The following is a 26,991-nucleotide window of genomic DNA, read 5'->3' as shown; positions in this document are numbered from 1 at the left end:
CGCCTGGACGGAGTCGATCTTGTGTCGAAACTCGTCCTTGACAACCTCGGGTGCGCCCTTCACTCTCTCTAATTAACCGCACGGTACATTAGCCGTCGGGCGAGGCAACGGTGCACCGCAGAGGAGACAAACGTGAACGGTCGAGCAGATCGAGCGGCGCCCGCCGCGGGCCGGCCCGCGAAAGCGGCGCTCGCCGCCTGGATCGGCAGCGCGCTCGAGTACTACGACTTCTTCATCTACGGCACCGCGGCCGCACTGGTCTTCGGCAAGATCTTCTTCCCGGCGTCCTCACCGGCCGCGGGCACGCTGCTCGCACTCTCCACGTTCGGCGTCGGCTACGTCACGCGTCCCCTCGGCGCGCTGCTGCTCGGCCACCTCGGCGACCGGTTCGGCCGCAAACGCGTGCTCATCGCGACATTGCTGCTCATGGGCCTGTCCACTGTGCTCGTCGGCTGCCTGCCCAGCTACGAGGCGATCGGTGTCGCGTCGCCGGTGCTGCTCGTCGTTCTGCGGCTGCTGCAAGGGCTTTCCGCCGGCGGCGAGCAGGCCAGCGCCAACTCGATGAGCCTCGAACACGCGCCGGAACACCGCCGCGCGTACTACACGAGCTTCACCCTCAGCGGCACCCAGGCCGGCCAGATCGTGGCCACGGCGGTGTTCCTGCCCGTCGCCGCGCTGCCGCAGGACGCGCTGCTGTCGTGGGGCTGGCGCGTGCCGTTCTGGCTCAGCGCCGTGATGGTCGCGGTCGGGTACTTCATCCGTCGCTCGGTGGAGGAGACGCCGGTGTTCCGCGAGGAGGTCGCGGCCGGCGAGGTCGTCCGGCTGCCGCTCGCCGTGCTGCTGCGCGACCACTGGGCCGACGTTTTGCGCGTGATCGTTGCCGCGCTCATCGCGTCGGTCAGCACGATCTTCACCGTCTACGCGTTGAGCTACGCAGTCAACACGGTGGGGCTGAGCAAAACGCCGATGCTGTGGGTCGGCGTGCTCGCCAACGTCGCGGCGGTGATCTCGATCCCGCTGTGGGCCAAGCTGTCCGACCGCAAGGGCCGCAAGAAGATCTTCATCGCGGGCTCGCTGGGTTGCGCGGTACTCATCTTCGGCTACCTCGGCGCGATCGCCGCCGGCAGCTACTTGTGGATCTTCGTCCTCGGCATCGGCATGTTCGGCATCGTCTACACCGCGACGAGCGCCATCTGGCCCTCGTTCTACGGCGAGATGTTCCCGGCCCGCGTGCGCCTGTCGGGTACCGCGATCGGCACGCAGATCGGCTTTGCCATCAGCGGTTTCCTGCCGAGCGTGGCGGCGGCCGTCGCCGGTGACGGGCGGGGCGCGTGGCTCGGCGTCGCGATCTTCACCGCGGGCCTGTGCGTGGTCAACGCGATCGCCGTGGCCACCGGCCGCGAGACCTACCGCGTCCCGACCGCGTTGCTCGGCCTGAAGAACGCGCCGGCGCGGCAGGCGAGTGAGGTCGGCGTCCAGCAGTGAGCACGTTCGAGGTTCACGCTCTGTGCTACGCCCGGCGCGACGGCGTCCGCGGAGACCACTTCCTGGGCTACCGCACCGATTCCACCGAGCCGCACCCGACGGCGTACTACGTGTGGCTCGCCGTCTCACCGGAGCACACGGTGCTCGTCGACGCCGGGATGCGCCCGCAGCGCGCGGCGCGAGTGCCCGGACTGGAGTACACCGACCCGGTGGAGTTGCTCGCGGAGTTCGGCGTCGAGCCCGAAGGCGTGGACCACGTGGTGCTCACCCACCTGCACTACGACCACGCCGGCCGGGCGAGCGCCTTCCCGGACGCGGCCCACGTCGTGCAGCAGTCCGAAATGGACTACTGGACCGGGCCGTGGGCCAAGCGCATCACGCGGGAACACTGGCTGCTGGACGAGGTCGAGCTGCACCGGCTCCGGGCCCACGACCGGCTGCGGCTCGTCGACGGTGACGCCGACGTCGTGCCCGGCCTCAGCGTCCACCTCGTCGGCGGGCACACCGCCGGCACGCAGGTGGTGCGGATCGCCACCGCGGCCGGCCCGGTCGTGGTCGCTTCCGATGCCAGCCACTTCTACGAGAACCTCGAGGCCGACCTCCCCGCGCCGTTGCTGCATTCGACCACCGGGGTGTACAGCGGCTTCGACCGCATCCGGGAGCTGGCCGGGCCTTCGGGGATCTTCCTGCCGGGCCACGACCCCCGCGTGCTCGACCGCTACCCGACACACCCGTCGGGCCGGATCGCGAGGATCGCGTGAAGGCCTCAGCTCGCGGTCAGGTAGCTCACGAGCAGGTCGCCGAGCATGCGCCGGTGGTGCTCGCGCGTGGCCGGGTCGAGCAGGTCGCGGCCGAAGATCGCGTTGAACGTGTAGCGGTTCGCGGTGCGGAACACGCAGAACGCGCTGATGGCCATGTGCACGTCGAGCGCGTCCACGTCCTCGCGGAAGAGCCCGGCCGCGCGGCCGCGTTCGAGGATGCGGGTGAGTACGTCGAGCGCCGGGTTGGCGAGCGTCGACAACGTGGTGGAACGCGCGATGTGCTCGGCGCGGTGGATGTTCTCGATGCTCACCAGCCGCACGAAGCCGGGGTGGGACTCGTGGTGGTCGAAGGTGAGCTCGGCGAGCTGGCGGATCGCGTCGACCGGGTCGAGGTGGTCGACGTCGAGCTCCTGCTCCAGCGACCGGATCACCGTGTAGGCCCGCTCCAGCACGGTGACGAAGAGCTGGTCCTTGCTGGTGAAGTAGTAGTAGATCATCCGCTTGGTGGTGCGGGTCTTCGCCGCGATCTCCTCCACGCGGGCGCCGTCGTAGCCCTTCTCGGCGAACTCCGCGGCGGCGACGTCGAGGATCTCGGCCTTGGTCCGCTCGGCGTCGCGGGTGCGGTCTTTCCCGGCGGCGTCTTCCGGCGACGGTGCGGCCACGGACGTCCCTTCTCCCTCCCGACGGATCTCGTCCCACTGTAGGCCGCTTCACCGCGAACCCGCCCGGCACCACCGGCCTGTCGAAAGGAAACCTGTGTACCCAGCCACGGTCGTGGACGCGGTCCGCGAGCACGCCCGCCGCTCCGGCCCGGGCACCGTGCTCGCCGGGCTCGTCGGTTCGGGCATCGGCCCGTCGCTGAGCCCGCCGCTGCACGAGGCCGAGGCGCGCCGGCTCGGCGTGCGCCTGGCCTACGGCCGCTTCGACCTCGACGACTGGGGCCTGCCCGCGAGCGCTGCGGGCGACGTGGTGGCGGCCGCGCGCGCCGCGGGCTACGCCGGCCTCAACGTGACGCACCCGTGCAAGCAGGTCGTGCTGGACCACCTCGACGAGCTGTCGGCCGACGCCGCCGCGCTCGCCGCCGTGAACACCGTGGTGTTCCGGGAAGGCACGGCGGCCGGGCACAACACCGACTGGTCCGGTTTCGCGCGCGGCCTCGAAACGGGACTGCCGGGCGTGCCGCTGGGCTCCGTCGTGCTGCTGGGCGCAGGCGGCGCCGGCGCGGCCGTGGCCCACGGCCTGCTGACACTCGGCGCGGGCCGCGTGCGGGTGCTCGACCTGGACCCCACGCGGGCCGAGGCGCTCGCCGTGGCACTGCAAGCGCGCTTCGGTACTGAGCGGGCTTCGGCCGGCGGCTCGGTGGCGTCGGCGCTGGCCACCGCCGACGGTCTGGTCCACGCCACTCCCGTCGGCATGGCCGCGCACCCGGGCCTGCCGCTGCCCGCCGAGCTGCTGGACCCGCGGCTGTGGGTCGCCGAGGTCGTGTACCGGCCGCTGGAGACGGAGCTCGTGCGCGTCGCCTCCGACCGCGGCTGCCGCGTGCTCGACGGCGGCCGGATGGCCGTGTTCCAAGCCGCCGACGCGCTCGCGTTGTTCACCGGCGCCGAACCCGACGCCGCCCGCATGCGACGGCACTTCGACCGCCTCGCCGCCCCAGGGGAAAGGGAACCTGCCGATGTCCTCGACTGAAGCGCGGACTGAGTTCCGTCGCGCGATCGCCACCGTCTGCCTGTCCGGCACGCTGGAGGACAAGCTGACCGCAACCGCGGCCGCCGGGTTCGACGGCGTGGAGATCTTCGAGAACGACCTCCTCGCCTCGCCGTGGTCGCCGAAGCAGGTGCGTGAGCACTGCGCGGACCTCGGCCTGTCGGTGGACCTCTACCAGCCGTTCCGTGACTTCGAGGCCGTGGCTCCCGCCGTCCTCGCGGCGAACCTGCGCCGCGCGGAGCTCAAGTTCAACGTGATGGAGCAGCTCGGCGCGGACACGATGCTCGTGTGCTCCTCGGTGTCCCCGGACGCGGTCGACGACGACGATCTCGCCGCCGAACAGCTGCACACGCTGGCCGAGCGCGCCGCCGCGCGCGGGTTGCGGATCGCGTACGAAGCCCTGGCGTGGGGCCGGTTCGTGAACACCTACGAGCACTCGTGGCGGATCGTGCGCCGCGCCGCGCACCCCGCGCTCGGGCTGTGCCTCGACAGCTTCCACATCCTGTCCAGGGGCAGTGATCCCGCCGCGATCCGGACGATCCCGGGGGAGAAGCTGTTCTTCCTCCAGCTGGCCGACGCGCCGCGGCTGGAGATGGACGTGCTGCAGTGGAGCCGCCACCACCGGCTCTTCCCGGGCCAGGGCGCGTTCGACCTCACGGCCTTCACCGGCCATGTGCTTGCGGCCGGTTACGACGGGCCGCTGTCGCTGGAGGTGTTCAACGACGTGTTCCGCCAGGCCGACCCCGGCCCGGCGGCCGTCGACGCCATGCGATCGCTGCTGGCGCTGGAGGAATCGCTCGGCGCGACGACGTTGCCGGCCGCACCGGCGCTGAGCGGGCACGCGTTCACGGAGATCGCCACTGCCGGTGCCGAGGTCGGGCAGGCGTTGGCGGCACTCGGTTTCGCGCACGTCGGGCAGCACCGGACGAAACCCGTGGCATTGTGGCAGCAGGGCGAAGCGCGGATTCTCGTGAACTCCGCTTCGCCCGTTACAGTTTCCGACACTGCCTCGGGCAAAGCGGCCGGCGAAAGCGCCTCGGTGGCCGCGCTGGGAGTGGAGAGCGCGGACCCGGTGACCTCGGCGGACCGTGCGCAGCGGCTGCTCGCGCCGGTGCTGCCGCGCACGCACAGCGTGGGGGAGGCCGACCTGTCCGCGGTCGCCGCGCCCGACGGCACCTCGGTGTTTTTCTGCCGCACCGGTCCCGGCGACAGCTGGCTCGACGATTTCGCCGCCGTGGCGGGAAAAACCGTCGATGCCGGAGTGACGGGTGTGGACCACGTGTCGCTGACGCAGCCGTTCGACCACTTCGACGAGGCCGCGCTGTTCTACCGCGCGGTGCTCGGCCTCGAACCGGATCCGGTCACGGAGTTCGCCGCGCCGTTCGGCCTGGTGCGCAGCCGCACGGTCAGCGGCGGCACCGTGCGCATTGCCCTGGACTCCGCCCTGCTGCGCCGCGGCGACTGGGCCCCGGGCGTGCGCGAACCGCAGCACATCGCCTTCACCACGGCCGACGCGCTCGCCAGCGCCCGCGCGATGCGCGACCTCGGCGCCCCGCTCCTGCCGATCCCCGGTAACTACTACGACGACCTCGACGCCCGCTTGGCCCCGCCGCCGGACCTGCTCGAAGCCCTGCGTGCCCACTCGATCCTCTACGACCGCGACGAACACGGCGTCCTGCTGCACTTCTTCACCGAGATCCTGGGCGGGCGCGTGTTCTTCGAGGTCCTGCAACGCCTCGACGGCTATGCCGGCTACGGCGCCGTCAACGCGCCCGTCCGCATGGCCGCCCACCGCCGCAGCCGGCTCGCCTGAGGCGTCCTCACCGGACGGTGTAGGTCTCCAGCGAGTGCGCGATCCACCCCGCCGTGCGCGCGATCACGAACACTGCCTCACCGGCGCCCTCGGCCATGCCGTGCACGAAACACAACGCGCCCAACGCGAACTCGACGTTCGGCTCGAGATCGCGCCGGCGGCGGACGAGGTCTATGGCGGCCCCGACGATCGCGAGCCGTTCGGGGTCCGCGGGCGCTTGGGCGAGCAGGCGCAGCAGCTCCGACGCGCGTGGATCGGCACTGCGGTACCTAGGCTGCCCGAACCCGGACAGCCGGTCGCCGCGCAGGAGGCGTTGTTCGAGCACCCGCGAAACGGAGGCGGGCGAGGCGATATCACCCAGCCACGCCTGCACAGCGAGTGAGGAACCACCGCCCAACAACAGTCCACTCGCGACACTCATGCCCGCGAGCACGGCCGAATACGGGTCCGCCGCCTTGGCCGCGGCCTCGCGCACGGCACGCGTCGACGGGCCGAGGCCGTGGTCGGCCAGCAGGACCAGCGCGGCCGAGAGCACCGCGATCCGTTCCGGCGTCGCGGGTTCCGCCGTCAGCCGGCCCCACAGCCGCTCCGCGATGGGCCGGCCGCGCTCGCACACCGCGCCCGGCTGCGGCAGCGACTCCACGAACGCGGGCGCCATCGTGCGCGCCGCCGAGAGCACCGACGGCACGGACAGGTCGTAGCGGAACGAGTCGCGCGCGCCGAGCAGCGTCGCGGTGACTTTGAGCCGGTCGAGCGGCAGGCTGTCGGCCGGCATCGTGTCCTGCAGCCGGCGGATGGCGGAGACGAGCTCCGGTTCGAGGTCCCGCGCGGGCGCCACGTCGGGCTGCTCCCACAGCAGCTCGGCCACCTCTTCGTACGACGCCGTTCGTGCGAGCTCCACGGCGTCACGCTCGCGGTAGAGCAGCGTGTCACCGTCGAGGCGCGCGACCTGGCTGGTGTCGGACGAGACCGCCGGCTCGTCGTCGTGCAGGAGCGTGCGCGTGCCCTTGCGCTGCCCGAAGCCCTCGACCTCGCTGCGCGAGAGCCAGCTGCGCCGGTCGCGGGGGAGCCGGTGGCGCTTCAGCAGGCCACGGCTGATGTAGGCGTACACCGTGCTCTGCTTGACCCCGAGGACGTCGGCTGCCTCGGCGATCGACAGCACCTCAGTGTCGGTGCTCACGACTGATGACCCCTCCTCTTCCGGCGATCTCGTGTCGCGTTGACGATTCGCGGCGAGTCTAGTGACCACTGATGCTTGTCACGGAACAGAAACATCGGGTTGACAACGGATTCCGGACAGGCCTACGGTCTCGTCGTTCTCGTCAATGTTGACTCTCAATGTTGATTGTATTGATTTTCCGAGGTGGAGCGCCAGTGCAGGTTCACGACATTGCCGTCATCCGCGGGGACGGGATCGGTCCCGAGCTGGTCGACGCCGCGCTCACCGTGCTGGGTACGGTCACGGCCAAGAGCGGCTTCGAACTGCGCTACACCGACGTCGACGCCGGCGCCGACACCTACCGCCGCACCGGCGTGGCCTGCTCACCCGAAGACCTCGACTACCTGCGCACGGCCGTCGCGGCCACGCTCAAGGGCCCGGTCGGCCTGCCCGACGTGCGGTTCCCGGACGGCACCGAGGCCGGCCTGCTCGGCGGCATCCTGCGGATCGGGCTCGACGCGTACGCCAACGTCCGCCCCGCGCTGCTGCTGCCCGGCGTCACGTCGGCGCTGGGCGGAGTGAAGGCCGGCGGCATCGACTACGTCATCGTCCGCGAGAACACCGAAGGCCTCTACGCCTCACGCGGCAAGGGCGTCGGCAACCGCTGGGCCGTGTCCGACACGCTCATGACCACCCGCGAGGGCACGCTGCGAATCTGCCGTCGCGCGTTCGAGCTCGCGGCGGCCCGCGGCGGCGCGCCCAGCGATGGCAAACACCGCGTGACCTGCGTGGACAAGAGCAATGTGCTGCGCAGCCACGCGCTGTTCCGGGAGATCTTCTTCGAGGTCGCCGCCGGCTTCCCGGACATCGAGACCGAGGTCCTCTACGCCGACGCCGCGGCCCAGGCCCTGGTGCTGCGCCCCGGCGACTTCGACGTGCTGGTGATGGAGAACTTCCTCGGCGACGTGCTCAGCGACCTCGGTGGCGCGACCGTCGGCGGTATCTCGCTGTGCGGCTCCGGCAACATCGGCGACGTCAGCGCGTACTTCGAGCCCATCCACGGCAGCGCGCCCTCGATCGCCGGCAAGGGTCTCGCGAACCCGATCGGGCAGATCCTCGCCGCCGCGATGATGCTCGACCACCTGCACCACGCCGCCGAGGGGGACCTCGTGCGCGCGGCCGTCGCCGGCGCGCTCGAGGCCGGCGACATCGGCATCCGCCCCGACGGCTCGGCGACGGGCGGTCCCGAGGCCGTCGCGGAAGCCGTCGCGGCGCGACTCACCTGACTCCTTTCCCGATGAAGAGAACGGAAACACCCGTCATGAACACGGAGCTCGAGTTCACCGGCGCCCGCCGGCGCCGCATCATCATCGCGGCGTCGGCAGGCAACTTCGCCGAGTGGTACGACTGGGGCGTCTACGGCGTGGTCGCCACGATCATCGCCGCGAAGTTCTTCCCCGGCAACGATCCCGCCGTGGCGCTGCTCAACACCTACGCCGTGTTCGCGCTCGGCTACATCGCCCGCCCCATCGGCGGCATCTTCTTCGGCTGGATCGGCGACAAGTACGGCCGCCGCCGCGCGCTGTCGATCTCGATCCTGTTCACGTGCTTCGGCACCGCGCTCATGGGTGTGCTGCCCACCTACGCGCAGATCGGCCTCCTGGCACCCGTGCTGCTGCTCGTCTGCCGCCTCGCGCAGTCGATGGGTGCGGGCGGCGAGTACGCGAGTGCGATCAGCTTCGTGTTCGAGCACAGCCCGGCCGCGAGGCGCGCCCGCAACGTGAGCACGCTGATCGCCACCACGTTCATCGGGATCCTCTGTGGATCGCTGCTCGCGCGGGTGTTCTCGAGCATCCTCACGAAGGACGAGTACCAGACGTTCGGCTGGCGCATCCTGTTCCTCGTCGGCCTGCCGCTGGCCGCGTTCGGCGTGTACCTGCGCTCGAAGGTCGAGGAGAGCCCGGAGTTCGAGCTGCTGGTCAAGGCGCGCGAGAAGGCGAAGGCCGCCGCCACTCCGCTGCGCGACGCCCTGCGGCTGCACTGGGTGCCGATCGTCATCTTCATCGTCTGCACCGCGAGCTACGCGCTGCTGAGCACCACGATCACGTCGTTCCTCACCACGTTCCTCATCAACGTCGGCAAGCTCGACAGCACCGAGGCCTACAACGCGACGATCGTGAGCAACGTGCTCGTCATCGCCGGCACGCTCGTGATGGGCCCGGTGGCGGACAAGATCGGGCTGCGCAAGGCGCTGAGCCTGACCGGGCTCGTGGTCGCGATCCTCGCGGTGCCGTCGCTGGCGCTCGCCGCGGGTGGCGGGGGCGGCGCGTTCACCGGCGGCGCGCTCATCGGTGCCTGCAAGGGTCTGCTCGCGCTGCCGGCGCTGCTCGCGATCAGCCAGATCTTCCCGACGGCCGTGCGCGTCACGGCGGGGGCGCTCGCCTACAACGTGGCGCAGGCCGTGTTCGGCGGCACGGGCCCGATCATCGGCGTGTGGCTCAACGACGTGACCGGCGGCCCGTACGGCCTCGGTGTGTACCTGGCCGTGCTCGGCCTGGTGACGGCGATCGTCGCGTTCCGCGCGCGGCGTACGTTCGACCACGACGAGGTTGTCGTCCCCGCCACCGACACGGTGTCCCCGGAGGCGCGGTGAACATCCTTCCGTTGACCCAGGGTTATCCCGGCAAGAGCACCCAGCACGGCGGGCTCGGCTGGAGCAGCGTCACGCTCGTGCGCCACGGCGAGCGGCTGATCCTGGCCGACACGGGCTCGTTCGGAATGCGCTCTCTGCTCGCGCAGCGGCTGGCCGGCCACGGCGTGGATCCGCGCGAGGTCACCGACATCCTGCTCACGCACGCGCACTACGACCACGCCGCGAACTACCTGCTCTTCCCCTCGGCCACCGTGTGGGTGGGCGCGGCGGAGCTGGAGTGGGCGGCGGGGCGCGAGCCGGGGTTCGACCCGTTGCCCGAGCTGTACGCCGCCGATCTGGCGAGCAACCCGCGGACGCGGCGGGTGAGCGAAGACGGTGAGCTCTTCCCCGGCGTCGAGGCGTTCGCCGCGGCCGGGCACACGCCGGGCTCGCTCGTGTTCCGGGTGGCAGGTTCCGTGCTGTTCAGTGGCGATGCCGCGAAGAACCGCGCGGAGCTGCTGGGCGGCGATGTCGACATGACGCTCGACCGCGACGCGAGCCGCGCGTCTTTGCGCAAGATCCTCACCCTGTGGCGGGAACACCCGGACACGCTGCTCGTGCCGGGCCACGACGTGCCGATGCTGTGGCACGACCGTCCTGTTTACACGGACACCCGGCGAGCCGGGATCCGTTCGTGGTTCGGCGAAGACCTCGTCGCGACCACCGAGTTTGACCTCACCGAAGGAGAAGAGCACCGATGACCGGCGACACCCAGATCACCGCCGAGGACCTGCGCGGGCTGGCGGCCCGCGCGCTGGCGGGGAACGGGATGTCCGAAGAGGACTCCGCGCGCGTCGCCGACGTGCTGGTGCTCGCCGACCTCTTCGGCATCCGCACGCACGGCGTCGCGCGGATCCCGCAGTACCTCGACCGCGCGCGCCTCGGCGGCGTCGACCTGCACGCGAAGGTGGCGGTGGACCAGGTCGCGCCGGCGTTGTCCCGAGTGGACGGTGCCAACGGCATCGGGCCGCTGGTCGGCTCGCGCGCGCTGGACGCGGCGCTGGATTCGGCCCGGGCAACCGGCCTTGGGGCGGCTTTTGTGCGTGGCAGCAACCACTTCGGGCCCGTGATGCCGTACCTGTTCCGCGCGGCGGAGCAGGGGTTCGCGGCGATCATCGCGAGCAACGCGACCACCACGATCGCCCCGTGGGGCGGCCGTGAGGCGCGGCTGGGCAACAACCCGCTCGGCATCGGCGTGCCCACGCCCGGCGGTGACCCGGTGCTGCTGGACATCGCGATGAGCGTGGCGGCGCGCGCGAAGATCCGCGCGGCCGCGGCGGCGGGGGAGTCCATTCCGGACACCTGGGCCACCGACCGCGACGGCAAACCGACGACGGATCCGGCGGCCGCGTTGGACGGGTTCCTGCAGCCGCTGGGTGGGCACAAGGGTTACGGCCTGTCGGTGATGGTCGACCTGTTCGCCGGCGTACTCTCCGGTGCCGGGTACCTCACGCGCATCAGCTCGTGGAGCGTCGACCCGGAGCGGCCGCAGAATCTGGGCCACATGTTCTTCCTGATCGACGCGTCGAAGCTCGTGCCCGGCGCCGAGCTGGCGTCCCGGATGGACGATTTCGCCGGGATCCTGCGCACCACGCCGCCCGCGGACCCGGCGCAGCCCGTGCGGCTGCCGGGTGAGTTCGAGCTCGCGCGCTACCACCGGCAGCTGCGCGACGGTGTGCCGGTCGAGGACGGCGTGCTGGCCCGGCTGTCCGAGTTCGCGGGCGCCGTGCGGTGACGGTGGTGCCCTCCGGTTCGTGCGACTGTCACGTGCACGTCTTCGACCCGCGGTTCCCCTACGCCGGGGACCGGGCCTACACGCCCGGCCCGGCGAGCGGCGAGCAGCTGGACGAGCTGCACTGGCGGCTCGGCGTGAGCCGGGCGGTGCTCGTGCAGCCGAGCCCGTACGGCACGGACAATTCGTGCCTGCTCGCGCAGCTGCGCGTCCGGGGCGACCGGGCGCGGGGTGTGGTGGTGTTCGACCCCGCCGCTCCGGCGCCGCTGGGGGAGTGGCATGCCCTTGGGGTGCGCGGGGCGCGGGTGAACCTGGCGACGTTCGCGGTCGACGACCCGGCCGTGGCCCTGGCGCCGCTGCGCGCGACCGCGGCGGCCATCGCGGACCTCGGCTGGCACCTGCAGGTGTTCACGGAGCTGTCCGTGGTCGCGGCGCTCGCCGATGACCTCGCGCGGCTGCCGGTGCCGGTCGTCCTCGACCACTTCGCGCTCGCTTCTCCCGACCTCGGTCAGCCCGAGTTGCCCGAGCTGACCGACCTCCTGCGATCCGGTGCGGCGTACGTCAAGCTCTCTGCGCCGCACCGGATTTCCACTGCTTTCGACCACGCGGACGTCGCGCCGCTGGTTCGCGCGTTGGCGGCCGCCGCCCCGGACCGGTTGTTGTGGGGCACCGACTGGCCCCACACCGGGGGCCGGCCGCGCACTTCGGGCAACCGCCTGAGCGTCGAGCCGTTCGAGCCGATCGACGACGCACGGGCCCTGGCCCGCCTGCTCGAATGGACCGGCCCGGACGTGGGCCGGCGGATCCTGGTCGACAACCCGGTCGGGTTGTACGGGTTCTGACCGGGGTGGTTTCCGTCTCACTCGACGGGCACGCAGGAGCCGGGCGAGCTAAGTTGCGCGGAACAACCCTCTGCCCGGCGAGGAGGCGGTCCCGGTGAGCACGACGACCTTCGCCGCGGTGTCCGCCGTCAAACGGCGGTCGCCCGGTGGTTTCGACGCGGACATCAGCCCGCAGTGGACGATCGGCGGCAAGCCCAACGGCGGCTACCTGCTGTCGCTGCTCGCGCGCGCCGCCGTCGTCGAGCGCGAGCACTCCGACGTGCTCGCCGCCAGCGCCCACTACCTGCGCTCACCCGACCCGGGCCCGGCCGAGGTCGAGATCGAGACGCTGCGCACCGGCCGCGGCTCCAGCCAGGTGCGTGGCCGCCTCGTCCAGAACGGCAAGACGGCCGTCGAGGCCCTGTTCACCGTCGGCACCCTCACCGAAGGCGAGGTGTACTGGCAGGACGGCCGGCCCGACCCGCGCCCGGACATCGAATCGACGTTCCGCGTCCCGGGCACCACGCCGCTCGGCCTGCCGGTGGCCATCATGGACGAGATCGAGGTCCGCCTCGACCCCGACAGCGCCCGCGTCTTCACCGACGGACCGTCCGGCCGCGGCGAACTCCTGGGCCGCCTCGCCCTCCCCGGCGGCGAACCCTTCGACCCGATCAGCCTCCTGTTCGCCGTCGACGCCTTCCCGCCCGCGACGTTCGACATCTCGGCCAGCGGCTGGGTGCCGACCCTCGAGCTCACCGCCTACGTCCGTGCCCGCCCGGCCCCCGGCCCGCTCCGCGTGCTGCACCGCGCCCACCTGATCACCGACGGCCGCGTCGACGAGTCCTGCCACGTCTGGGACAGCACCGGCACATTGGTCGCCCAGGGCACCCAGCTCGCCGGTATCCGCCTCGGCTGACGCTCGTTTCACCTCACGCTGGGACGTTCGGCCGCCGAAGTGCTGCCGTCCGGACCACCGGCAGACGCCTTCCCCTGTGATCGGATGAAAGGTCTGGACCAGGGGAGGGCGCGGTGCACATCAGAGCGAGACGCCGTTCGATCGACTTCGACGGCCGGAAGATCACGCTGAAGATCGCGGTCAAGTACGGCGTGTCGGGCTCGGATCGCAAGTACGAGTTCCCGGTGCGCAGTCTCACCGGGTTCCATCACCAGCAGGCCACGGCGTGGAAGCGCGGCCGGCTGGAGTTCACGGCACCGGCCCTTTCCTCCGCGATCGTCACGGACGTGCCGCTGTTCGCGGACAAGTTGCCTGGCAATGTCTTCGAATACGGCTACGGCGACGAAAAGCGCGTGAGCGCATTCGTCGCCGCAGTGAACAAAGCCCGAGGTTGAGCCTCAGCCGAGCGACTCGGCCCGTGCCACGCTGTTGAGCAACGACGAGTTCATCAGGAACTTCAACTCCAACTCGGCATCGTCGCCCAGCGCCGCGAGTTCCGCCAGCCGTTCCTTCCGCCGCACCGGGTCCTTCTCCTCCAGTCGGCGCTTGTTCGTCACCGTCTGCTGCTGCACGAACTCGATGTTCACCGTGCGGCGGCGCAGGTCGTAGCGATCGAGCACGGATTCGTCGCCCGAGGAGGCGAACGCGTGCAGCGAGGAGGCCAGCTCGACGGCGTCGTGGATGCCGCAGTTGAGGCCGAGGCCGCCGATCGGATTGTTGACGTGGGCGGCGTCGCCGGCCAGGAAGACGCGGCCGGAGCGGAAGCTGGCCGCCACGCGCTGGTGGACGTTGTACAGCTTGCGGTGCACGAGCTGGTCCGCCGGGTTCGCTGAGAGGGCCAGGCCCGAAAGCCGGGCTCGCGCGCCCTCGTCACCGACGGCTTCCTCGTCGGTTTCGCCCACGGTGGTGGGGAAGACGGCGCGCCAGCGGCCCTTGCCATCGTCGCCGGCGACCTTGAAGAGGTTGACCCACTCGCGCGGGTCGGCCCAGTAGTTGCGGTAGCTGCAGTCCAGTTCGGACTGGAAGTCGAACAGCGTGGTGAGCACCAGGAACCGCTCGGGCCACGTGTAGCCCTCGAACTCGATCCCCAGCGCCTTGCGCACGGTGCTGCGCCCGCCGTCGGCGCCGATCACGTAGTCGGCGGTCACCGGGCCCTCGGACGTGTGCACGGTGGCGGAATCCCCGTCCTGCGTCACGCCCGTCACCGCGGCGCCGAAGCGGACGTCCACTCCGGACAGTCGCTCCAGCACCATGTTCACGATCTTGTGCTGTTCGATCTGGACCACGAACGGGTAAGGCGTCACGTCGCGCAGCACATCGTGGTCGAGCCGAGCGATGAGCGAGCGCTCCGGCCGGTCCCAGAAATCGAAGTACCGCGCGACGAGCCCGCGGGCGACCACGTCGTCCATCAGGCCCAGCTCGCCGAGCATCGCCAGGGTGGAGGGGTGCACTGTTGCGGCTCGCGGGGCGTCCTCGACGGCCTGCTCCGCTTCCAGCAGCGTCACGTCGAACCCCCGCCGGGCGGCCGCGAGCGCGAACACCGCGCCCACCGGACCCGCGCCCACGACCACCACGCTCTGTCCCATGTCTTCGTCAGTTCCTTTCAGCCGAGTTTCGCGAGCCAGCCGGCCACGGTGTCCACCAGCGACTCGCCCGAGCCGTCGAAGCGGTGCCCTTCCGTGCCTTCCGGCGAGGGCAGCGACACCGATGTGACCGACGGCGAGATGCCCTGCTCCAGGGCCGCCTCCAGCCAGCCGGGCTCGAAGTCGTGGATCACGGTGTCGTGCTGGTCGCGCACCATGAGGATCGGGTTCGGCACGCGGGCGATCCACTCGATGCTGCGCGCGCCCGCGGTGCCCGTGCGCCGGTAGGTGAGGAAGTGCTGCGCCGTCACGGACATCGACCGCCCGCCGAGCCACGACATCTTCGTCGCCAGCGTGCGGCCGAAGTCGCCGGCCTGCACGGCCGCCACGGCTTCCTCGGTGAGCGCGCGGTAGGTGGCCTCGTCGTTGATCAGCAAGTGCCGCGACTTCCACGGCAGATCGGCGAACATGCCGGTCAGCGCGATGCCCGCGATCTCGCGGTGGAAGTGCGTGGCAGCGAAGTACGTGACCTGCGAGGTGCCCAGGCTGTGGCCGTGCAGCACGATCTTCGAGTATCCGAGCGAGCGCGCTGTCCAGAACGCCGCCTCGATGTCGCGCACCGTCGCGTAGAAGCTGTCGGTGTTCACGGCGTCGCCCGACTGGCGGGTGTTGATCGCGAGCACCGGCACGCCGCGGCCGCTGAGGCCCAGCGCGAGCGTGCGCACCGGCAGGCTGCCGATGCTGCCGCCGCTGCCGTGCACGCTCAGCACGAGCGGCGCGTCGGGCAGCGGCTCGGCCGGCACGAGGTGCGCGGCCGGGCCGGAGCGGTCGTCGAGCGAGGTGATCTCGTAGTACTGCAGCGACACGCCGTCGGGAGCGTGGAAGTCGAGCAGGGACTCCGGGGTCTCCGCGGGGCGGTACGTGACCGCCGCCGCTGTTCTGTCCTCAGTGGACACTTGTGGTGCTCCCGTCACTTCGAGCCGGTGTAGACGAGCTTGCTGTAGTCGACCGTGCCGCCGAAGCCGCCGAACTGCTTCATGGCGTCGCCCCAGATCTTCAGGTCGTCCTGCGAGACCTCGGTGGTGAACTCGCCCAGCGGCGACTTCTTCGCCTGCTCGGCCGTGACCTTCGTGTAGGCGGCCAGCGCGGTGTAGGCCTTGTCGTTGTTGGCCTTGATCCACTGCGCCGCGTCCTGCAGCGCCGCCTTGAACCCGTCGGCGAGCTTAGGGTTCGCCGAGGTCCAGTCCTTCGATGCGATCCAGTACGTGCCGCCGAGGTAGTTCGGGCTCAGCGCCCGCTCCGGGTCGCCGAGGCTGCGCATCCCGGCTTGCTTGCCGACGGTGATGAAGGGGTTGATCACCTCGACGGCGTCGACCTGGCCGGCCTTCAGCTCGTCGATCATGTTCGGCGTGGGTACCTGCACGAACTGCTCGGCCGCGGGGTCCACGCCGTTCTTCGACAGCCACGCCTTCGTGGCGATGTTGATGTTGCCGGTGAGCGTCGGCGAGCCGATGCGCTTGCCCTGCAACTGTTTGACGTCCGTGATGTCCGGGCGCACGAAGATCTGCACGCTCTGGTCCTCGGGCGAGTCGCCGTTGTTGCCCGACACGGCCACGAGCGGGACGCCGGACGAAGACGCGCGCAGCATGATCGGCGCGACGCTGAACCCGAGGTCGTACTGCTTGTTCAGCAGTGAGGGCACCAGCGTGATGTCGTTGAGGGTCGTCGTCTTGACGTCCTTGATGCCGTGCTTGGTGAAGAAGCCCTGTTGCTGGGCGACGACGACCGCGAGCGAGTCGTTGGTGTTGTTCAGTGCCACGCGGATCGTGCCGTCGCTCGACGAGGTGGAGCCGCTCGAACCGCTGCAGCCGGACACGGCGAGCGCGCCCGCGAGCAGTGCGGTGGCCAGGGCGGTGATGCGGGTGCCCCTCATGACGCCTCCGTGGGAGTTTGGGGGAACGGGTGGGGGATCGGGGAGAAGTTCACTATCCGAAGTAGTTGAGCAGAGACAGTAACTCAGGTTAGCTAATCTCTCAACTGTCCAGCTCAGGACACTGGTAACAGACTTGTTAAGGCTGGATCGCAGACCGAAAAGCACTACTCAAGTCATTGACGTGTGGAAGGTTAGGCGCCCATCATGGCCAACGCCAGCCCTGAAGGAGGTCCCGATCCCGTGACCGTAGAAGCCACCGCGCCGGCCACCGAGACGGCGGATGCGTTTTCCTGTTCGAAGCTTTTCGTCGAGTACCGCACGCGCAACAAGGTGCTGCGAGTGCTCGAGGATGTCGGTTTTTCCTGTGCCCAAGGGGAGTTCCTCAGCATTCTCGGGCCGTCCGGCACCGGGAAGACGACCCTGCTGCGGATCCTCGCCGGGCTCCTCGTCCCGGGCGAGGGCTCGTCCGTGCGGTTCCGCGGGAAGGAGATCACCGGTCCGCCCGCCGGCGTCGGCATCGTGTTCCAGAACTACGCCGCGTCGCTTCTGCAGTGGCGCACGGTGGAGCGCAACGTCGCGCTGGGCCTGGAAGGCCGCACGAGCAAGTCCGAACGCGACGAACGCGTCCGCGAGGCGCTCGAGCTGGTCGGCCTCGCCGACCGCGGCAAGGACTACCCGTGGCAGCTCTCGGGCGGCATGCAGCAGCGCGTGCAGATCGCGCGCTCGCTCGTGATGCGCCCCGAGGTGCTGCTGATGGACGAGCCCTTCGGCGCGCTCGACGCGATGACCAAAGCACAGCTGCAGGACGAGCTGCTCAAGGTCGCCGAGGTCACCGGCGCGACGGTCGTGTTCGTGACCCACGACATCGACGAGGCCGTGTACCTGTCCGACCGCGTGCTCGTGCTCGCGGGCCGTCCGGCCACGGTCGGGCGCGAGCTGCGCATCGACCTGCCGCGCCCGCGTGACCAGGTGGCCACGAAGGAGCTCCCGGCCTACCTCGCCGCTCGGCACCGCGTGTACGAGGCGCTCAAAGCCGAGTCCGAGGCGCATGATGCGGGGGTCGAATGAGGCGCCTGATCGGGTTCGCGGTGCCGGTGGCCGTGATCCTGCTGTGGCAGCTGGTGAAGTCGGCCGGGCTGCTGCCGTACGACAACGTCCCGGCACCGTCGGACATCTGGTCGTCCACAGTGGATCTCGCGTCGTCCGGTGAGCTGATGACGAACACCGGGCACACGCTCGCCGCCTGCCTCGGCGGCTGGGCGCTGGGCTCCGTGCTGGGTCTGTTGCTGGGGTTGCTGCTCGGGCTCGTCCGTCCCGCGTGGACCTACGGCATGGCCTCGGTGGAGGTGCTGCGCGCGCTGCCCGCGATCTCGTTCGTGCCGATCGTGGTGATCCTGCTGGCGCAGACCGTGGAGATGGAGATCGTGATCGCCGCGTGGGTCGCGATCTGGCCCGTGGCGATCAGCACGATCGACGGCGTGCGCGGTGTGAACCCGGTGCACCAGGACCTCGCGCGCACCCTCGGTCTTTCGCCGGTGGCGAAGGTGGTCAAGTTCGCGCTGCCCACGGCGTTGCCGAAGATCATCGTGGCCCTGCGGCTGAGCCTCTCGGCCGCGCTGGTGCTGGCCATCGTCGCCGAGATCGTCGGCGACCCCGAGGGCATCGGCTACGCGCTCGTGCAATCGCAGCAGTCGCTGCGCCCGGAGGCGATGTTCTCCTACATCCTGCTCACCGGCGTGCTCGGCATCGTGCTCAACTTCATTCTCGTGTGGACACTCCGGTTCGTGCCGGGTGCCCGTCAAGCCGCCGGGGGAGCCGACGATGCCGCGTAAAACCCGCAAGTCCGGGGTCGCGCCCCTGCGGGGCCTGTTGCCGCTGGCGCTGCTGCTCGTGCTGTGGCAGGTGATCGGGGACAGCACGAGCACGTTCTTCCCGCCTCCGGCGAAGTGGTTCAGTCAGACGTGGGAGCTCACCTCCGGCGGCGCGCTGCTGGGCGGGCTGCTCGCCACGCTCGAGACGTTCGTGATCTCGTTGCTGGCCGCGACCGTGCTCGGCACGGTCCTCGGCCTGCTCATCGGCCACGTCCCGCTCGCGGAACGGCTGCTCGGCCCGATCCTCGAGTACTTCCGGTTCCTGCCGGGGGTCGCGCTCGTGCCGCTCGCCGTGCTGCTCGTGGGCTACACCGAGTCGATGAAGCTCTACGTGGTGGTCTTCGGTGCTCTGTGGCCCGTGCTCCTGCAGGTGCGCCAGTCGGCGAAGGCGGCCGACGTGATCCTCTCCGACGTGGCCTCGACGCTGCGGCTCGGGAAGTTCGCGGCCTTCCGCAAGATCCACCTGCCCGCGATCGTGCCGGGACTGCTGCTGGGCGTGAAGATCGCGGCGCCGCTCACGCTGGTGCTGGTGCTCGTGGTCGAGATCAGCACGCAGGTATCCGGGCTGGGCAAGCTCATGGAGACCGCGCAGCAGAACTTCCAGTCGGCCCAGGTCTACGGGCTCGTGGTCGTGGTCGGGCTGGTGGCGCTCGTGATCAACATGCTCGTGTCGGGAATCGAGGGGTTCCTGCTGCGGTATCGCCCGCAGAACTGATCGAGACCGGGAGGCTCCGGTCCGGTGTGGACGCACCCGGGCCGGAGCCTCTCTCCATGCCCGGGTTGTCCGGCAGGTGCCTCAGTGGTGGTGCGCGTGCGCGTGGTGCCCGGCCGCGGTGAGCAGCAGCGCCAGCCGGGGGTCCGAGTCCAGCCCCAGGTAGAACGAGAACGTGGCCAGCGCGCCGAACTTGCCCTCGTCGGTGAGCTGGCGCTGGAAGTGGTTCACGTGGTGGTGCACGGCGTTGTCGATGGTGCGCAGCACCTCGATGCCGGCTTCCGACGCGTGCGCGGCGATGACCCGGCGGTCGTCGGGGATGCGGGCGCGGTGCACGAGCCCCTTCTCCTCGAGTTGGCGGATCAGGCGCGACGCGAGCGCGGGCGCGATGTCGAGGCGGTCGGCGACCTTGTTCACCGGCAGCGGGTCCTCGGCGCCGAAGATCTGCAGCAGCGCCTGGTGCTGCAGCGGCTGGAGGCCGCCGGCGATCGCCTGCTCGTCGAGAAGCCGGAGGATCTTGCGCAGCACGAAGCGCGCGTGGGCGATCGCCTTGACGTGGTTGGCGAAGTCGAGGTCGCTCGACGCGACCGCGCCCTTGCCCCACAGGGCGAGTAGCTCAGCGGTCCCGTCCTCCACCGTGATCCCCCTCCGCGCAGTGTCCTCGACGACGGCATCCGTCGATTACATCTCCAGGTCAATAACCTGAGGACACTATATCAGGGAAGGCTCAGGAATCAGCGGCCGCGCGGATGGCTTCCGCGATGGCCGAGTCCGGGTCGAGGCCCACGTAGAAGGCGAAGATCGACAGCGCCGACAGGCGTTCGTCCTCGTTGAGCTGGTGCTGCAGGAAAGCGATGCTGTGGTGCACCTCGTCGTCGATCTCGGCGAGCTTCTCGGCTCCCGCGGTGGTGGCCACGACGTTGGTCGCGCGGCGGTCGCTCTCCGACGCCTCGCGGGTCACCAGGCCCAACTCTTCGAGCCGGCGCACCATGCGCGAGGCGAACGCGGCCGCCACGTCGAGCCTGGCGGCCAGGGTGCTCACGGTGATGCCGTGGGCCTCGCCGGTTCCGTAGACCTGCAGGAGTGCTTGGTGCAGCAGCGGTTCCAGGCCGTGGGTCTTCGCCTGCTCGTCGACTATCCGTAGCACGCGGCGGGTCACGTAGCGCGCGTCGGCGATGTTCTTCACGTACGCCTGGAACTCACGGCTGCGCTTGGCGTCGCCGATGTCGGCCCACTTCGTGTAGGCGCGCATTGCGTCGTTCATGCGGCTGGCTTCCCTTCGGACGAGCACGGCCTCTCGGACGAGCGCGGCGGCGAGTGAACCCGGCGATCATACGTCGCACCATTTTAGTTGACTAAAGTAAGGTATTCTTGTTAGCCTTCTGGCCCAGGAGGTCACCCCATGGCTCTGCACCCCGCGGACAGTGATCCCAGCGGATTCAAAGCGGCGCTCGGCTCTTTCGCGGCCAGCGTCAACGTCATCACCCTCTGGGACGCGGCCGGTCGCCCACTCGGCATGACCGCCACCGCGTTCTCGTCGGTGTCCGTCGATCCGCTCATGATCCTGGTCTGTGTCAACCGTTCCACCCGCACCTACGAGCGTATCGCCGAAACCCGCCGGTTCGGCGTGAACATCCTCGGCTCGCCCGCCCGCGAGATCTCGGACCACTGTGCCCGCCCGGGTGCCGACAAGTCCTTGCCCGAGGAATGGCTCACCGACCACGAGGGCTGGCGCAGCCCGGCGCTGGCGGGCGCTCTCGCGTTCCTGGACTGCGAAATCGACCAGGACGTGCAAGCGGGCACGCACGCCGTGCTCATCGCCAAAGTCGGCGGCATCGGGCTCAGCTCGGCGCTGCCGCACCACGAACCGCTCCTGCACTTCCGCGGCCGCTACCGGCAGCTGCAGGCAGGAGTCCACCACCCGCGGCCCCGGCCGCTACCGATCGCACTGGAGGAATCGGCGTGACGCGTTCCGGCAAGGACTACGTCGAAGGACTGCGCGACAACCGGCGAGTGTTCGTCGACGGCGAATACGTCTCCGACGTCGCCGCACACCCCGCGTTCAAGGGGGCCGTCGAGTCCATCGCGCGCGTGTACGACGTCGCGCACGACCCGGCCAACGCCGCGGAGATGACGTTCCCGTCCCCGACCACCGGCGCCCCGGTGAACCTGTCGTACCTCATCCCGCGCGGCGAGGACGACCTGCGCCGCCGCCGTGTCGCGCTGCGCAAGACGGCCGAGGCGACCTTCGGCCTCATGGGCCGCGGGCCCGAGCACGTCGCGGGCTTCCTGGCCGGCTGGGCGGGCCGGTCCGACGTCTTCGCGGCGGGCGAGCAGCGTTTCGCCGACAACGTCACGAAGTTCTACGAATACGTGCGCGACAACGACCTCTACTGCTCGTACGCGATCGTGCCGCCGCAGATCGACCGCAGCAAGCCCGCGCACCAGCAGGCCGACCCGCACCTGTACGCGGGCGTCAAGGAGGAGCGCGAGGACGGCATCGTCATCGCCGGCGCGCAGATGCTCGGCACGGGCGCGGCGATCTCCGACTACCTCATCCTCAGCTGCATCGTGCCGCTGCAGCCGGGTGACGAGGACCAGGCGATCTCCGTCGCCGTCCCGATCGGCGCCGAAGGCCTGAAGATCTACTCGCGCCGCAGCTACGCCGAAGCCGCCACGAGCGTGTACGACTACCCGCTCGCCACGCGCTTCGACGAGACCGACTCGCTCATCGTGTTCGACGACGTCTTCGTGCCGTGGGACAAGGTGTTCGTGTTCCGCGACCGCCAGATCACCAGCGACCAGTGGAGCCGCACGCCGGCGCACCTGCTGGGCAACAACCAGGCCCAGATCCGCTTCTCCGTGAAGCTGGACCTGCTGGCGGGCCTGGCGTTGCGAGTGGCGCGCATGAACGGCTCGGACAAGTTCCCGCCGGTGCGCGGGGTGCTCGGCGAGCTGGCCGCCCACGCGGCCATGGTGTCCGGTCTCGTCTACGCGCAGGAGCAGAACTGCGAGCTCGACGAGAAGGGCGTGGCCTGGCCCGGCCGCGAAGAGTGCTACGCGACCATGACGCTGCAGTCGGACTTCTACCCGAAGCTGCTGCACCTGGTGCGTGACCTCGTCGGCGGCGGCGTGATCCAGCTGCCGTCCTCGGCCGCCGACTTCGAGAACCCCGAGGCGCGCGCCGACTTCGAGCGGTACGTGCAGTCCCCGGGCCACCCGACCGTTGAGCGCGTGAAGCTGCTCAAGCTCGTGTGGGATCTCGTCGGCTCGGAGTTCGCGAGCCGCCACCAGCAGTACGAGATGTTCTACGCGGGCGCGCCCTTCCTCGTGAAGTCGCGCATGAGCCAGATCTACGACTTCGCCCGCGCGGAGGCCCTCGTGGACGGTGCGCTGGCCGGCTACGACCTCGGTGGCCGCACGGAGACCGTGCAGGCCTGAGCGAGGCAGACATACCGCGGGGCGCCCGGCGAACGCCGGGCGCCCCGTTTCCATGCCCGCACAACGATGACGCTTGCCGGCCCGCGAAGACGTGGACCGGGAAGAGGTGGACCGCGAAGACGAGAAAGGGCGCCCGGCCGAAGCCGGGCGCCCTTCTCAGTGTCCGCCGTGGACGGTTCAGCTCGCGCGGTAGCGCACCTCGAACGTGAGGCAGCCTTCCTCGCTCGTCCACGGGCCGTGCTCCATGCCCGGCGGGCGGCAGGCGTAGTCGCCGGCCGAGAAGGTCTTGCCGAGGCGCGTGTCGTGGAACGAGCCTTCGAGGATGTAGACCTCTTCCCAGAAGTCGTGCACCTGCACGCCGTTCGGGGTGGTGTCCGTGCCGGGCTCGAAGCGCAGGATGCGCGTCGCGACGCCACTGTCGCCGTCTGCGGCGAGGATGCGTTCGGTCAGCTGCGGCACGACGCCCGCGCAGGGCGTGAACTCCACCGTCTTGGCGGGGAAGAACTCGTGTTCAGGTTTGGCCATGGGGGTTTCTCTCTCCAGGTACGAGGGGTCAGGACACGGAGTAGGCGTGGGTGAGCTCGGGACCGCCGGGCAGGGCCAGCGACAGCGTCCAGGCCTTCCCGGGCACGAACTTGCCGTCGAGCAGCGTCAGGGTGCCGCAGAACATCACCAGGTCGCGCTCGGCCGAGCCGCCGCGCAGCTCCAGCACGTCGGTGGGGATGCGCAGGGCGCTGAGCGGGCCGTGCTGGTAGCGCACGCCGTCCACAGTGGATTCGGCGACGATCGCGTCCCAGTCGGGGTTCTCGACCGGGACCACGGTGGTGCCCAGCGGCTTGGGGCAGGCCGCCTTCGAGTCCTTGACACTGGAGGTCTCGATGTCGCGGTCGGTGTGGTCGGAGCCCACGGTGAGGTAGAGCTTGCCGCCCGCGCGCACGAGCACCGGCTCGACCTCGCCGGAGGTGTTGGTGCCGTCGACGGAGATGGTCGCGGCCTGCGTCGCCAGCGCCGCGTCGAGTTCGTAGAACGCCGGGACGGAGTCGGGCGGCGGCACGCCGATGGCGGCGAGCTCGTCGATGTGGTGCTTCACGGCGGCCTCGTCGCGGCCGGTGTAGCCCGCGACCACGAGGTCGAAGTCGGCGACCGCGACGGTTTCGCCCGTCCCGGCCACGGTGAAGGTGAGTGCGGTCATGCGTGCGCTCCTCGGATGGTCAGTTCGCGGTAGCTGGGGAGCCGGTCGTCGAGCACGGGGAACTGCTCGCGCGTGGCGGGGACGACGCCGGGATCGACGTCGCACCAGGTGATCCCCTCTTCGGTGCCGGCTTCGGCGAGCACGGTGCCCCACGGGTCGACGACGCGGCTGTGCCCGCCGAGCTCGACCCCGCCCTGCGTGCCGGTGGCGTTGCACGCCACCACGAGCACCTGGTCCTCCACGGCTCGCGCGGTGGTGAACAGGCGCCAGTGCGCGAGCCGCGCCGCGGGCCAGGCGGCCGGCACGATCACGATCTCCGCACCGGCGTCGACGAGGCAGCGCCACAGCTCGGGGAAGCGCAGGTCGTAACACGTGGTGCCGGCGACCGCGCCGAACGGTGTCGCCACCGCGGACACGTGGTCACCGGGCTTGAGCAGCTGCGCTTCCTTCGACTCGTAGCCGAACACGTGCACCTTGCTGTAGCTGTGCACGAGCTCGCCGTTCGGGTCGAACAGCACGGCGGTGTTGCGCAGCGCGCCGTCGGGCAGCCGCTCGACGAAACTGCCGCCGTGCAGGTAGGAACCGGTTTCGCGGGCGAGCTCACCGAGCCGCGCGAGCGACGGGCCGTCGGCCGGCTCGGCGTCGCGGGCGTAGTCGTCGAAGGCGAAGTACCCGGTGGCCCACAGCTCGGGCAGCACGATCAGATCGGCCGAGGCCGCCGAGCGGACGAGCCCGGCCACCCGGTCGAACCGGGCGGCGACGGGCTCGTCCTCGGGGCTGCCGATCTGGACGAGGGCGATCTTCACGAGGCCTGCCACAGCTCGCGGGCGCTCGCGGCGACGATGTCGTCGTACGAAAGCTCGCGGTCGGTGAGCCCGGTCGCGCGGGCGAACCCGGCGAGCCCGGCCACGGCCTCGGGGGAGATCGCCGGCTCGTAGAACGGCCCGTCCCGCTCGATCAGGCCGGCGATGAGACCGGCCTCCATCTCCGGGAACAGCGCGGTGCCCACCTTCGTGGCCAGCGAGGGGTCCCGGACCAGCTCGCGCTGGGCCCGCAGCACACCGCGGGTGACGGCCGCCGCCTCCTCGGGGCGGTCGGCTGCCGTGCGGTCCGTGGTCATCAGGGCGGGGAAGGTGTACAGCGAGTGGGCGGAGCCGTCGCGGCGGGCGTCCACCACGACCTTGCCGACACCGCGCTGCACGGCGACCTCGGTGCCCATCCCGTTGGCCCAGAAGGCGTCGATCTTGCCTTCGGCCAGGGCCTTGGCGGCGGTGACGCCGAACGAGACGTCACCGGCCACCCCCGCGACGGGGGCGATGGTCACGTTCGCCCCCTTCAGGTCCACGCCCTCGGCGTCGAGCAGGCGGTGCAGGCCGAGGTCGGGGCCGGGTGCGGCACCGATGCGGACGTCGTGGAGCTTGGCGAGCGTCTCGCGGGTGATGTCGAGGTCGGGCCGTACCACGAGGAACCAGTACATGTTCTGCGCAAGCGCGGCCAGCAGCTTCTGCCCGCCCCAGGTGGAGTCGGCGTAGAGCGGGGCGTGGGCGCACCCGGCGAGGTAGTCGATCCGCCCCTCGCGAAGGGCGATTGCTGCGTCGGTGACGGGGAACAGGAGTTCCAGCTCCACGTCGAGACCCTCGTCGCGAAGGTATCCGAGCTCCACGGCCGCGATGGCGGGGAAGTAGGAGTTCGAGACGAGATCGGGCACGGCAAGGCGCATGGTTGCCTTCCTGATCAAGAAATTAACAGTACTCAAGTAATGTACTTAGCTTAGTATTTCGGGTCAAGCTGGCGTGCCACGGGCGCCGGTTCCGGCTTTTTGACGGCCCGCAGTACCACCACGGTGATCGAACACAGCACCGCCGGCACCGCGAAGGCCAGGAAGTACACCGGGAAGGGCAGTGAAGCGGCGAGCAGGTAACCGCCGATCAGCGGGCCCAGTAGCCCGCCGAGGCGGCCGATGCCCAGCGCCCAGCCGAGGCCTGTCGCGCGGGCCTCCGGCCCGTAGGTGCCCATCACGAGCGTGTGCACCACGTTCTGGCCGCCGATGATGAACGCGCCGGCCAGGGCGTTGAGGATGTAGAGCGCGACCACCGAGCTCGCGAAGCCGAACAGCACCAGGCACACCCCGCCGGCCGCGAACGCGATGGCGAGTGCCACGTACTGGTTCATGCGGTCGAGCACCCAGCCGAGGATGAACCCGCCGATCGTGGCCGCGGCGGCCTGCTCGATCGCGTAGGAGTAGCTGCTGACCAGCGACAGGCCGTGCTTCACGAGCAGCGACACCATCCAGAAGTCGAGTGCGTAGACCACGAACTGCAGGAACAGATACAGCAGCGAGATCGTGAGCGTGGAGTTGCGGTAGCGCGGCGTCCACAGCGTGCGCAGCTGGATCTTGCCGTTCTCGGTGCGCGGGCCCGTGAAGAACGTGGCCGGGTCGGCGGCCTGCGCGGTGGGCCAGATCGTCGGGTAGACCTTCTTGACGGTCGCGAGGGCTTCCTCGTACCGGCTGCGCGTGGCGAGGAACTGCGGCGTTTCGGGCACGAACCACGCGATCAGGGCGGCGACGATCAGGGCCGCGTAGGAGATGTGGAACAGCGGGCGCCAGCCGAAGCTCGGCACCAGCAGTGTCGCGGCCACGGCCGCGAGCACGAAGCCGAACGTGAAGCAGCCGGCCGACGCGGCGATCATCCGGCCGCGCTTGCGCACGGGCACGTATTCGCCGAGCATCGCGATCGTCGCGGGCAGCACGCCGCCCATGCCGATGGCGGCGCAGAACCGCAGGATCGCGAACTGTGTGTAGTCGCCGGCGAACCCGGCCGTGCCCATGAAAACCGCGAACACGGACACGCCCAGCACGAGCATGCGTTTGCGGCCGAAGCGGTCGCCGAGCGCGCCGAGTCCGACGGCGCCGATGAACAGGCCGACGAACGTGAACGACGCGAGCAGCCCCGCCTGGACGGGGGAGATGTGCCACTCGGCGACGATCTTGGGCAGCCCGTAGGCCAGGGCCTGCAGGTCGTAGCCGTCGAAGATCACCGCGGCGCCGCCGATGGCGGCGATCGCGAGGACTTTGGGGGACAATGGGGTCTCGGTGAGACAGTGGTCGAACGTGGCAGCGGGTCGCATCCGCG

At 70.3% G+C, this 26,991-nt stretch carries 28 protein-coding genes; 16 read left to right on the top strand and 12 right to left on the bottom strand.

Annotation, left to right across the window (positions count from 1 at the left end; genetic code table 11):
* Positions 1-132 precede the first annotated feature (132 nt).
* Positions 133-1,485 (top strand): MFS transporter, encoded by a 1,353-nt coding sequence (locus AB0383_RS15430; RefSeq protein WP_364175202.1) that lies wholly within the window; start codon positions 133-135, stop codon positions 1,483-1,485.
* The gene (locus AB0383_RS15425) at positions 1,482-2,246 is read left to right on the top strand and encodes an N-acyl homoserine lactonase family protein (RefSeq protein ID WP_364175205.1); all 765 of its coding nucleotides are present in this window, start codon (positions 1,482-1,484) and stop codon (positions 2,244-2,246) included. The genes AB0383_RS15430 and AB0383_RS15425 overlap by 4 nt, the downstream gene beginning before the upstream one ends.
* Before the next feature lie 5 nt (positions 2,247-2,251).
* On the opposite strand, the gene AB0383_RS15420 is transcribed toward AB0383_RS15425, so the two are convergent.
* A complete protein-coding gene (locus AB0383_RS15420) occupies positions 2,252-2,908 on the bottom strand; it encodes a TetR/AcrR family transcriptional regulator (protein WP_285968450.1) in 657 nt (218 codons plus the stop codon).
* 94 nt (positions 2,909-3,002) lie between these two features.
* Between AB0383_RS15420 and AB0383_RS15415 the strand changes: the two genes are divergently transcribed.
* Positions 3,003-3,935, top strand: a complete 933-nt coding sequence (locus AB0383_RS15415; RefSeq protein WP_366187581.1) for a shikimate dehydrogenase — start codon at positions 3,003-3,005, stop codon at positions 3,933-3,935.
* Positions 3,922-5,766, top strand: coding sequence for a TIM barrel protein (locus tag AB0383_RS15410; protein ID WP_366187580.1), 1,845 nt, complete (start codon positions 3,922-3,924; stop codon positions 5,764-5,766). Before AB0383_RS15415 ends, AB0383_RS15410 begins: the two co-directional genes overlap by 14 nt.
* Before the next feature lie 7 nt (positions 5,767-5,773).
* Here AB0383_RS15410 and AB0383_RS15405 read toward each other — a convergent pair whose 3' ends face one another.
* Positions 5,774-6,946, bottom strand: a complete 1,173-nt coding sequence (locus AB0383_RS15405) for a citrate/2-methylcitrate synthase (RefSeq protein ID WP_364175214.1) — start codon at positions 6,944-6,946, stop codon at positions 5,774-5,776.
* 194 nt (positions 6,947-7,140) lie between these two features.
* On the opposite strand from AB0383_RS15405, the gene AB0383_RS15400 reads away from it, so the two are divergent.
* The 7 genes from AB0383_RS15400 (at position 7,141) to AB0383_RS15370 (ending at position 13,520) form a co-directional block, all read left to right on the top strand.
* Positions 7,141-8,211: an isocitrate/isopropylmalate family dehydrogenase gene (locus tag AB0383_RS15400; RefSeq protein ID WP_364175217.1), complete on the top strand. Its 1,071-nt coding sequence runs from the start codon at positions 7,141-7,143 to the stop codon at positions 8,209-8,211.
* 35 nt (positions 8,212-8,246) lie between these two features.
* Positions 8,247-9,578 (top strand): MFS transporter, encoded by a 1,332-nt coding sequence (locus AB0383_RS15395; RefSeq protein ID WP_366187579.1) that lies wholly within the window; start codon positions 8,247-8,249, stop codon positions 9,576-9,578.
* Complete coding sequence (locus AB0383_RS15390) at positions 9,575-10,318, top strand: MBL fold metallo-hydrolase (protein ID WP_364175223.1); 744 nt, start codon at positions 9,575-9,577, stop codon at positions 10,316-10,318. The genes AB0383_RS15395 and AB0383_RS15390 overlap by 4 nt, the downstream gene beginning before the upstream one ends.
* A complete protein-coding gene (locus AB0383_RS15385) occupies positions 10,315-11,352 on the top strand; it encodes an Ldh family oxidoreductase (protein WP_366187578.1) in 1,038 nt (345 codons plus the stop codon). The genes AB0383_RS15390 and AB0383_RS15385 overlap by 4 nt, the downstream gene beginning before the upstream one ends.
* Before the next feature lie 5 nt (positions 11,353-11,357).
* Positions 11,358-12,191, top strand: coding sequence for an amidohydrolase family protein (locus AB0383_RS15380; RefSeq protein ID WP_364175228.1), 834 nt, complete (start codon positions 11,358-11,360; stop codon positions 12,189-12,191).
* 94 nt (positions 12,192-12,285) lie between these two features.
* A complete protein-coding gene (locus tag AB0383_RS15375; RefSeq protein WP_366187577.1) occupies positions 12,286-13,086 on the top strand; it encodes a thioesterase family protein in 801 nt (266 codons plus the stop codon).
* A gap of 113 nt (positions 13,087-13,199) precedes the next feature.
* Positions 13,200-13,520: a hypothetical protein gene (locus tag AB0383_RS15370; RefSeq protein ID WP_366187576.1), complete on the top strand. Its 321-nt coding sequence runs from the start codon at positions 13,200-13,202 to the stop codon at positions 13,518-13,520.
* A 3-nt stretch (positions 13,521-13,523) separates the two neighbouring features.
* Here AB0383_RS15370 and AB0383_RS15365 read toward each other — a convergent pair whose 3' ends face one another.
* The 3 genes from AB0383_RS15365 to AB0383_RS15355 are packed head-to-tail and all read right to left on the bottom strand — an operon-like array spanning position 13,524 to position 16,641.
* On the bottom strand, positions 13,524-14,711 hold the full coding sequence (locus tag AB0383_RS15365) for an NAD(P)/FAD-dependent oxidoreductase (protein WP_364175236.1): 1,188 nt from the start codon (positions 14,709-14,711) through the stop codon (positions 13,524-13,526).
* 17 nt (positions 14,712-14,728) lie between these two features.
* Positions 14,729-15,664, bottom strand: a complete 936-nt coding sequence (locus AB0383_RS15360; RefSeq protein ID WP_366187575.1) for an alpha/beta fold hydrolase — start codon at positions 15,662-15,664, stop codon at positions 14,729-14,731.
* 14 nt (positions 15,665-15,678) lie between these two features.
* Positions 15,679-16,641 carry an ABC transporter substrate-binding protein gene (locus AB0383_RS15355; protein ID WP_364175241.1) on the bottom strand — a complete coding sequence of 321 codons (963 nt, stop codon included), beginning with the start codon at positions 16,639-16,641 and terminating at the stop codon, positions 15,679-15,681.
* Between the two features lie 240 nt (positions 16,642-16,881).
* Here AB0383_RS15355 and AB0383_RS15350 point away from each other — a divergent pair, with 240 nt between their 5' ends.
* The 3 genes from AB0383_RS15350 to AB0383_RS15340 are packed head-to-tail and all read left to right on the top strand — an operon-like array spanning position 16,882 to position 19,227.
* Positions 16,882-17,709: an ABC transporter ATP-binding protein gene (locus AB0383_RS15350; RefSeq protein ID WP_364175243.1), complete on the top strand. Its 828-nt coding sequence runs from the start codon at positions 16,882-16,884 to the stop codon at positions 17,707-17,709.
* Positions 17,706-18,473, top strand: a complete 768-nt coding sequence (locus AB0383_RS15345; RefSeq protein ID WP_366187574.1) for an ABC transporter permease subunit — start codon at positions 17,706-17,708, stop codon at positions 18,471-18,473. The genes AB0383_RS15350 and AB0383_RS15345 overlap by 4 nt, the downstream gene beginning before the upstream one ends.
* Positions 18,463-19,227, top strand: coding sequence for an ABC transporter permease subunit (locus AB0383_RS15340; RefSeq protein ID WP_364175249.1), 765 nt, complete (start codon positions 18,463-18,465; stop codon positions 19,225-19,227). Before AB0383_RS15345 ends, AB0383_RS15340 begins: the two co-directional genes overlap by 11 nt.
* 81 nt (positions 19,228-19,308) lie before the next feature.
* Here AB0383_RS15340 and AB0383_RS15335 read toward each other — a convergent pair whose 3' ends face one another.
* Together AB0383_RS15335 and AB0383_RS15330 are read right to left on the bottom strand one after the other, a co-directional pair.
* Entirely contained in the window at positions 19,309-19,860 is a 552-nt protein-coding gene (locus tag AB0383_RS15335; RefSeq protein WP_366187573.1) for a MarR family transcriptional regulator, read from the bottom strand.
* 91 nt (positions 19,861-19,951) lie between these two features.
* Complete coding sequence (locus AB0383_RS15330) at positions 19,952-20,488, bottom strand: MarR family transcriptional regulator (protein ID WP_364175252.1); 537 nt, start codon at positions 20,486-20,488, stop codon at positions 19,952-19,954.
* A gap of 138 nt (positions 20,489-20,626) precedes the next feature.
* Here AB0383_RS15330 and AB0383_RS15325 point away from each other — a divergent pair, with 138 nt between their 5' ends.
* Entirely contained in the window at positions 20,627-21,190 is a 564-nt protein-coding gene (locus AB0383_RS15325; protein ID WP_364175255.1) for a flavin reductase family protein, read from the top strand.
* Entirely contained in the window at positions 21,187-22,665 is a 1,479-nt protein-coding gene (locus tag AB0383_RS15320) for a 4-hydroxyphenylacetate 3-hydroxylase N-terminal domain-containing protein (RefSeq protein WP_366187572.1), read from the top strand. Before AB0383_RS15325 ends, AB0383_RS15320 begins: the two co-directional genes overlap by 4 nt.
* Positions 22,666-22,842: 177 nt before the next feature.
* Here AB0383_RS15320 and AB0383_RS15315 read toward each other — a convergent pair whose 3' ends face one another.
* From AB0383_RS15315 to AB0383_RS15295, 5 genes are read right to left on the bottom strand one after another with little or no spacing between them, the layout of a single operon-like run.
* Positions 22,843-23,190 carry a cupin domain-containing protein gene (locus tag AB0383_RS15315; RefSeq protein ID WP_220239106.1) on the bottom strand — a complete coding sequence of 116 codons (348 nt, stop codon included), beginning with the start codon at positions 23,188-23,190 and terminating at the stop codon, positions 22,843-22,845.
* A 28-nt stretch (positions 23,191-23,218) separates the two neighbouring features.
* Positions 23,219-23,857: a DUF2848 family protein gene (locus tag AB0383_RS15310; protein WP_364175261.1), complete on the bottom strand. Its 639-nt coding sequence runs from the start codon at positions 23,855-23,857 to the stop codon at positions 23,219-23,221.
* Complete coding sequence (locus AB0383_RS15305; RefSeq protein ID WP_364175264.1) at positions 23,854-24,663, bottom strand: carbon-nitrogen family hydrolase; 810 nt, start codon at positions 24,661-24,663, stop codon at positions 23,854-23,856. The genes AB0383_RS15310 and AB0383_RS15305 overlap by 4 nt, the downstream gene beginning before the upstream one ends.
* Complete coding sequence (locus tag AB0383_RS15300; RefSeq protein WP_364175267.1) at positions 24,660-25,595, bottom strand: ABC transporter substrate-binding protein; 936 nt, start codon at positions 25,593-25,595, stop codon at positions 24,660-24,662. The genes AB0383_RS15305 and AB0383_RS15300 overlap by 4 nt, the downstream gene beginning before the upstream one ends.
* A gap of 32 nt (positions 25,596-25,627) precedes the next feature.
* Positions 25,628-26,986 carry an MFS transporter gene (locus AB0383_RS15295; protein WP_364175270.1) on the bottom strand — a complete coding sequence of 453 codons (1,359 nt, stop codon included), beginning with the start codon at positions 26,984-26,986 and terminating at the stop codon, positions 25,628-25,630.
* Between the last annotated feature and the right edge of the window lie 5 nt (positions 26,987-26,991).

The sequence above is a fragment of the Amycolatopsis sp. NPDC051373 genome (genome assembly GCF_040689465.1).
In the GTDB taxonomy this organism is placed as follows: domain Bacteria; phylum Actinomycetota; class Actinomycetes; order Mycobacteriales; family Pseudonocardiaceae; genus Amycolatopsis.
This window is presented reverse-complemented; position numbering and strand designations above follow the sequence as displayed.

Coding starts and splice junctions, on each gene's coding strand:
- AB0383_RS15410 (WP_366187580.1), top strand. CDS start 3,922: ATGTCCTCGACTGAAGCGCGGACTGAGTTCCGTCGCGCGATCGCCACC.
- AB0383_RS15395 (WP_366187579.1), top strand. CDS start 8,247: ATGAACACGGAGCTCGAGTTCACCGGCGCCCGCCGGCGCCGCATCATC.
- AB0383_RS15385 (WP_366187578.1), top strand. CDS start 10,315: ATGACCGGCGACACCCAGATCACCGCCGAGGACCTGCGCGGGCTGGCG.
- AB0383_RS15365 (WP_364175236.1), bottom strand. CDS start 14,711: ATGGGACAGAGCGTGGTGGTCGTGGGCGCGGGTCCGGTGGGCGCGGTG.
- AB0383_RS15355 (WP_364175241.1), bottom strand. CDS start 16,641: ATGAGGGGCACCCGCATCACCGCCCTGGCCACCGCACTGCTCGCGGGC.
- AB0383_RS15345 (WP_366187574.1), top strand. CDS start 17,706: ATGAGGCGCCTGATCGGGTTCGCGGTGCCGGTGGCCGTGATCCTGCTG.
- AB0383_RS15340 (WP_364175249.1), top strand. CDS start 18,463: ATGCCGCGTAAAACCCGCAAGTCCGGGGTCGCGCCCCTGCGGGGCCTG.
- AB0383_RS15330 (WP_364175252.1), bottom strand. CDS start 20,488: ATGAACGACGCAATGCGCGCCTACACGAAGTGGGCCGACATCGGCGAC.
- AB0383_RS15325 (WP_364175255.1), top strand. CDS start 20,627: ATGGCTCTGCACCCCGCGGACAGTGATCCCAGCGGATTCAAAGCGGCG.
- AB0383_RS15315 (WP_220239106.1), bottom strand. CDS start 23,190: ATGGCCAAACCTGAACACGAGTTCTTCCCCGCCAAGACGGTGGAGTTC.
- AB0383_RS15310 (WP_364175261.1), bottom strand. CDS start 23,857: ATGACCGCACTCACCTTCACCGTGGCCGGGACGGGCGAAACCGTCGCG.
- AB0383_RS15295 (WP_364175270.1), bottom strand. CDS start 26,986: ATGCGACCCGCTGCCACGTTCGACCACTGTCTCACCGAGACCCCATTG.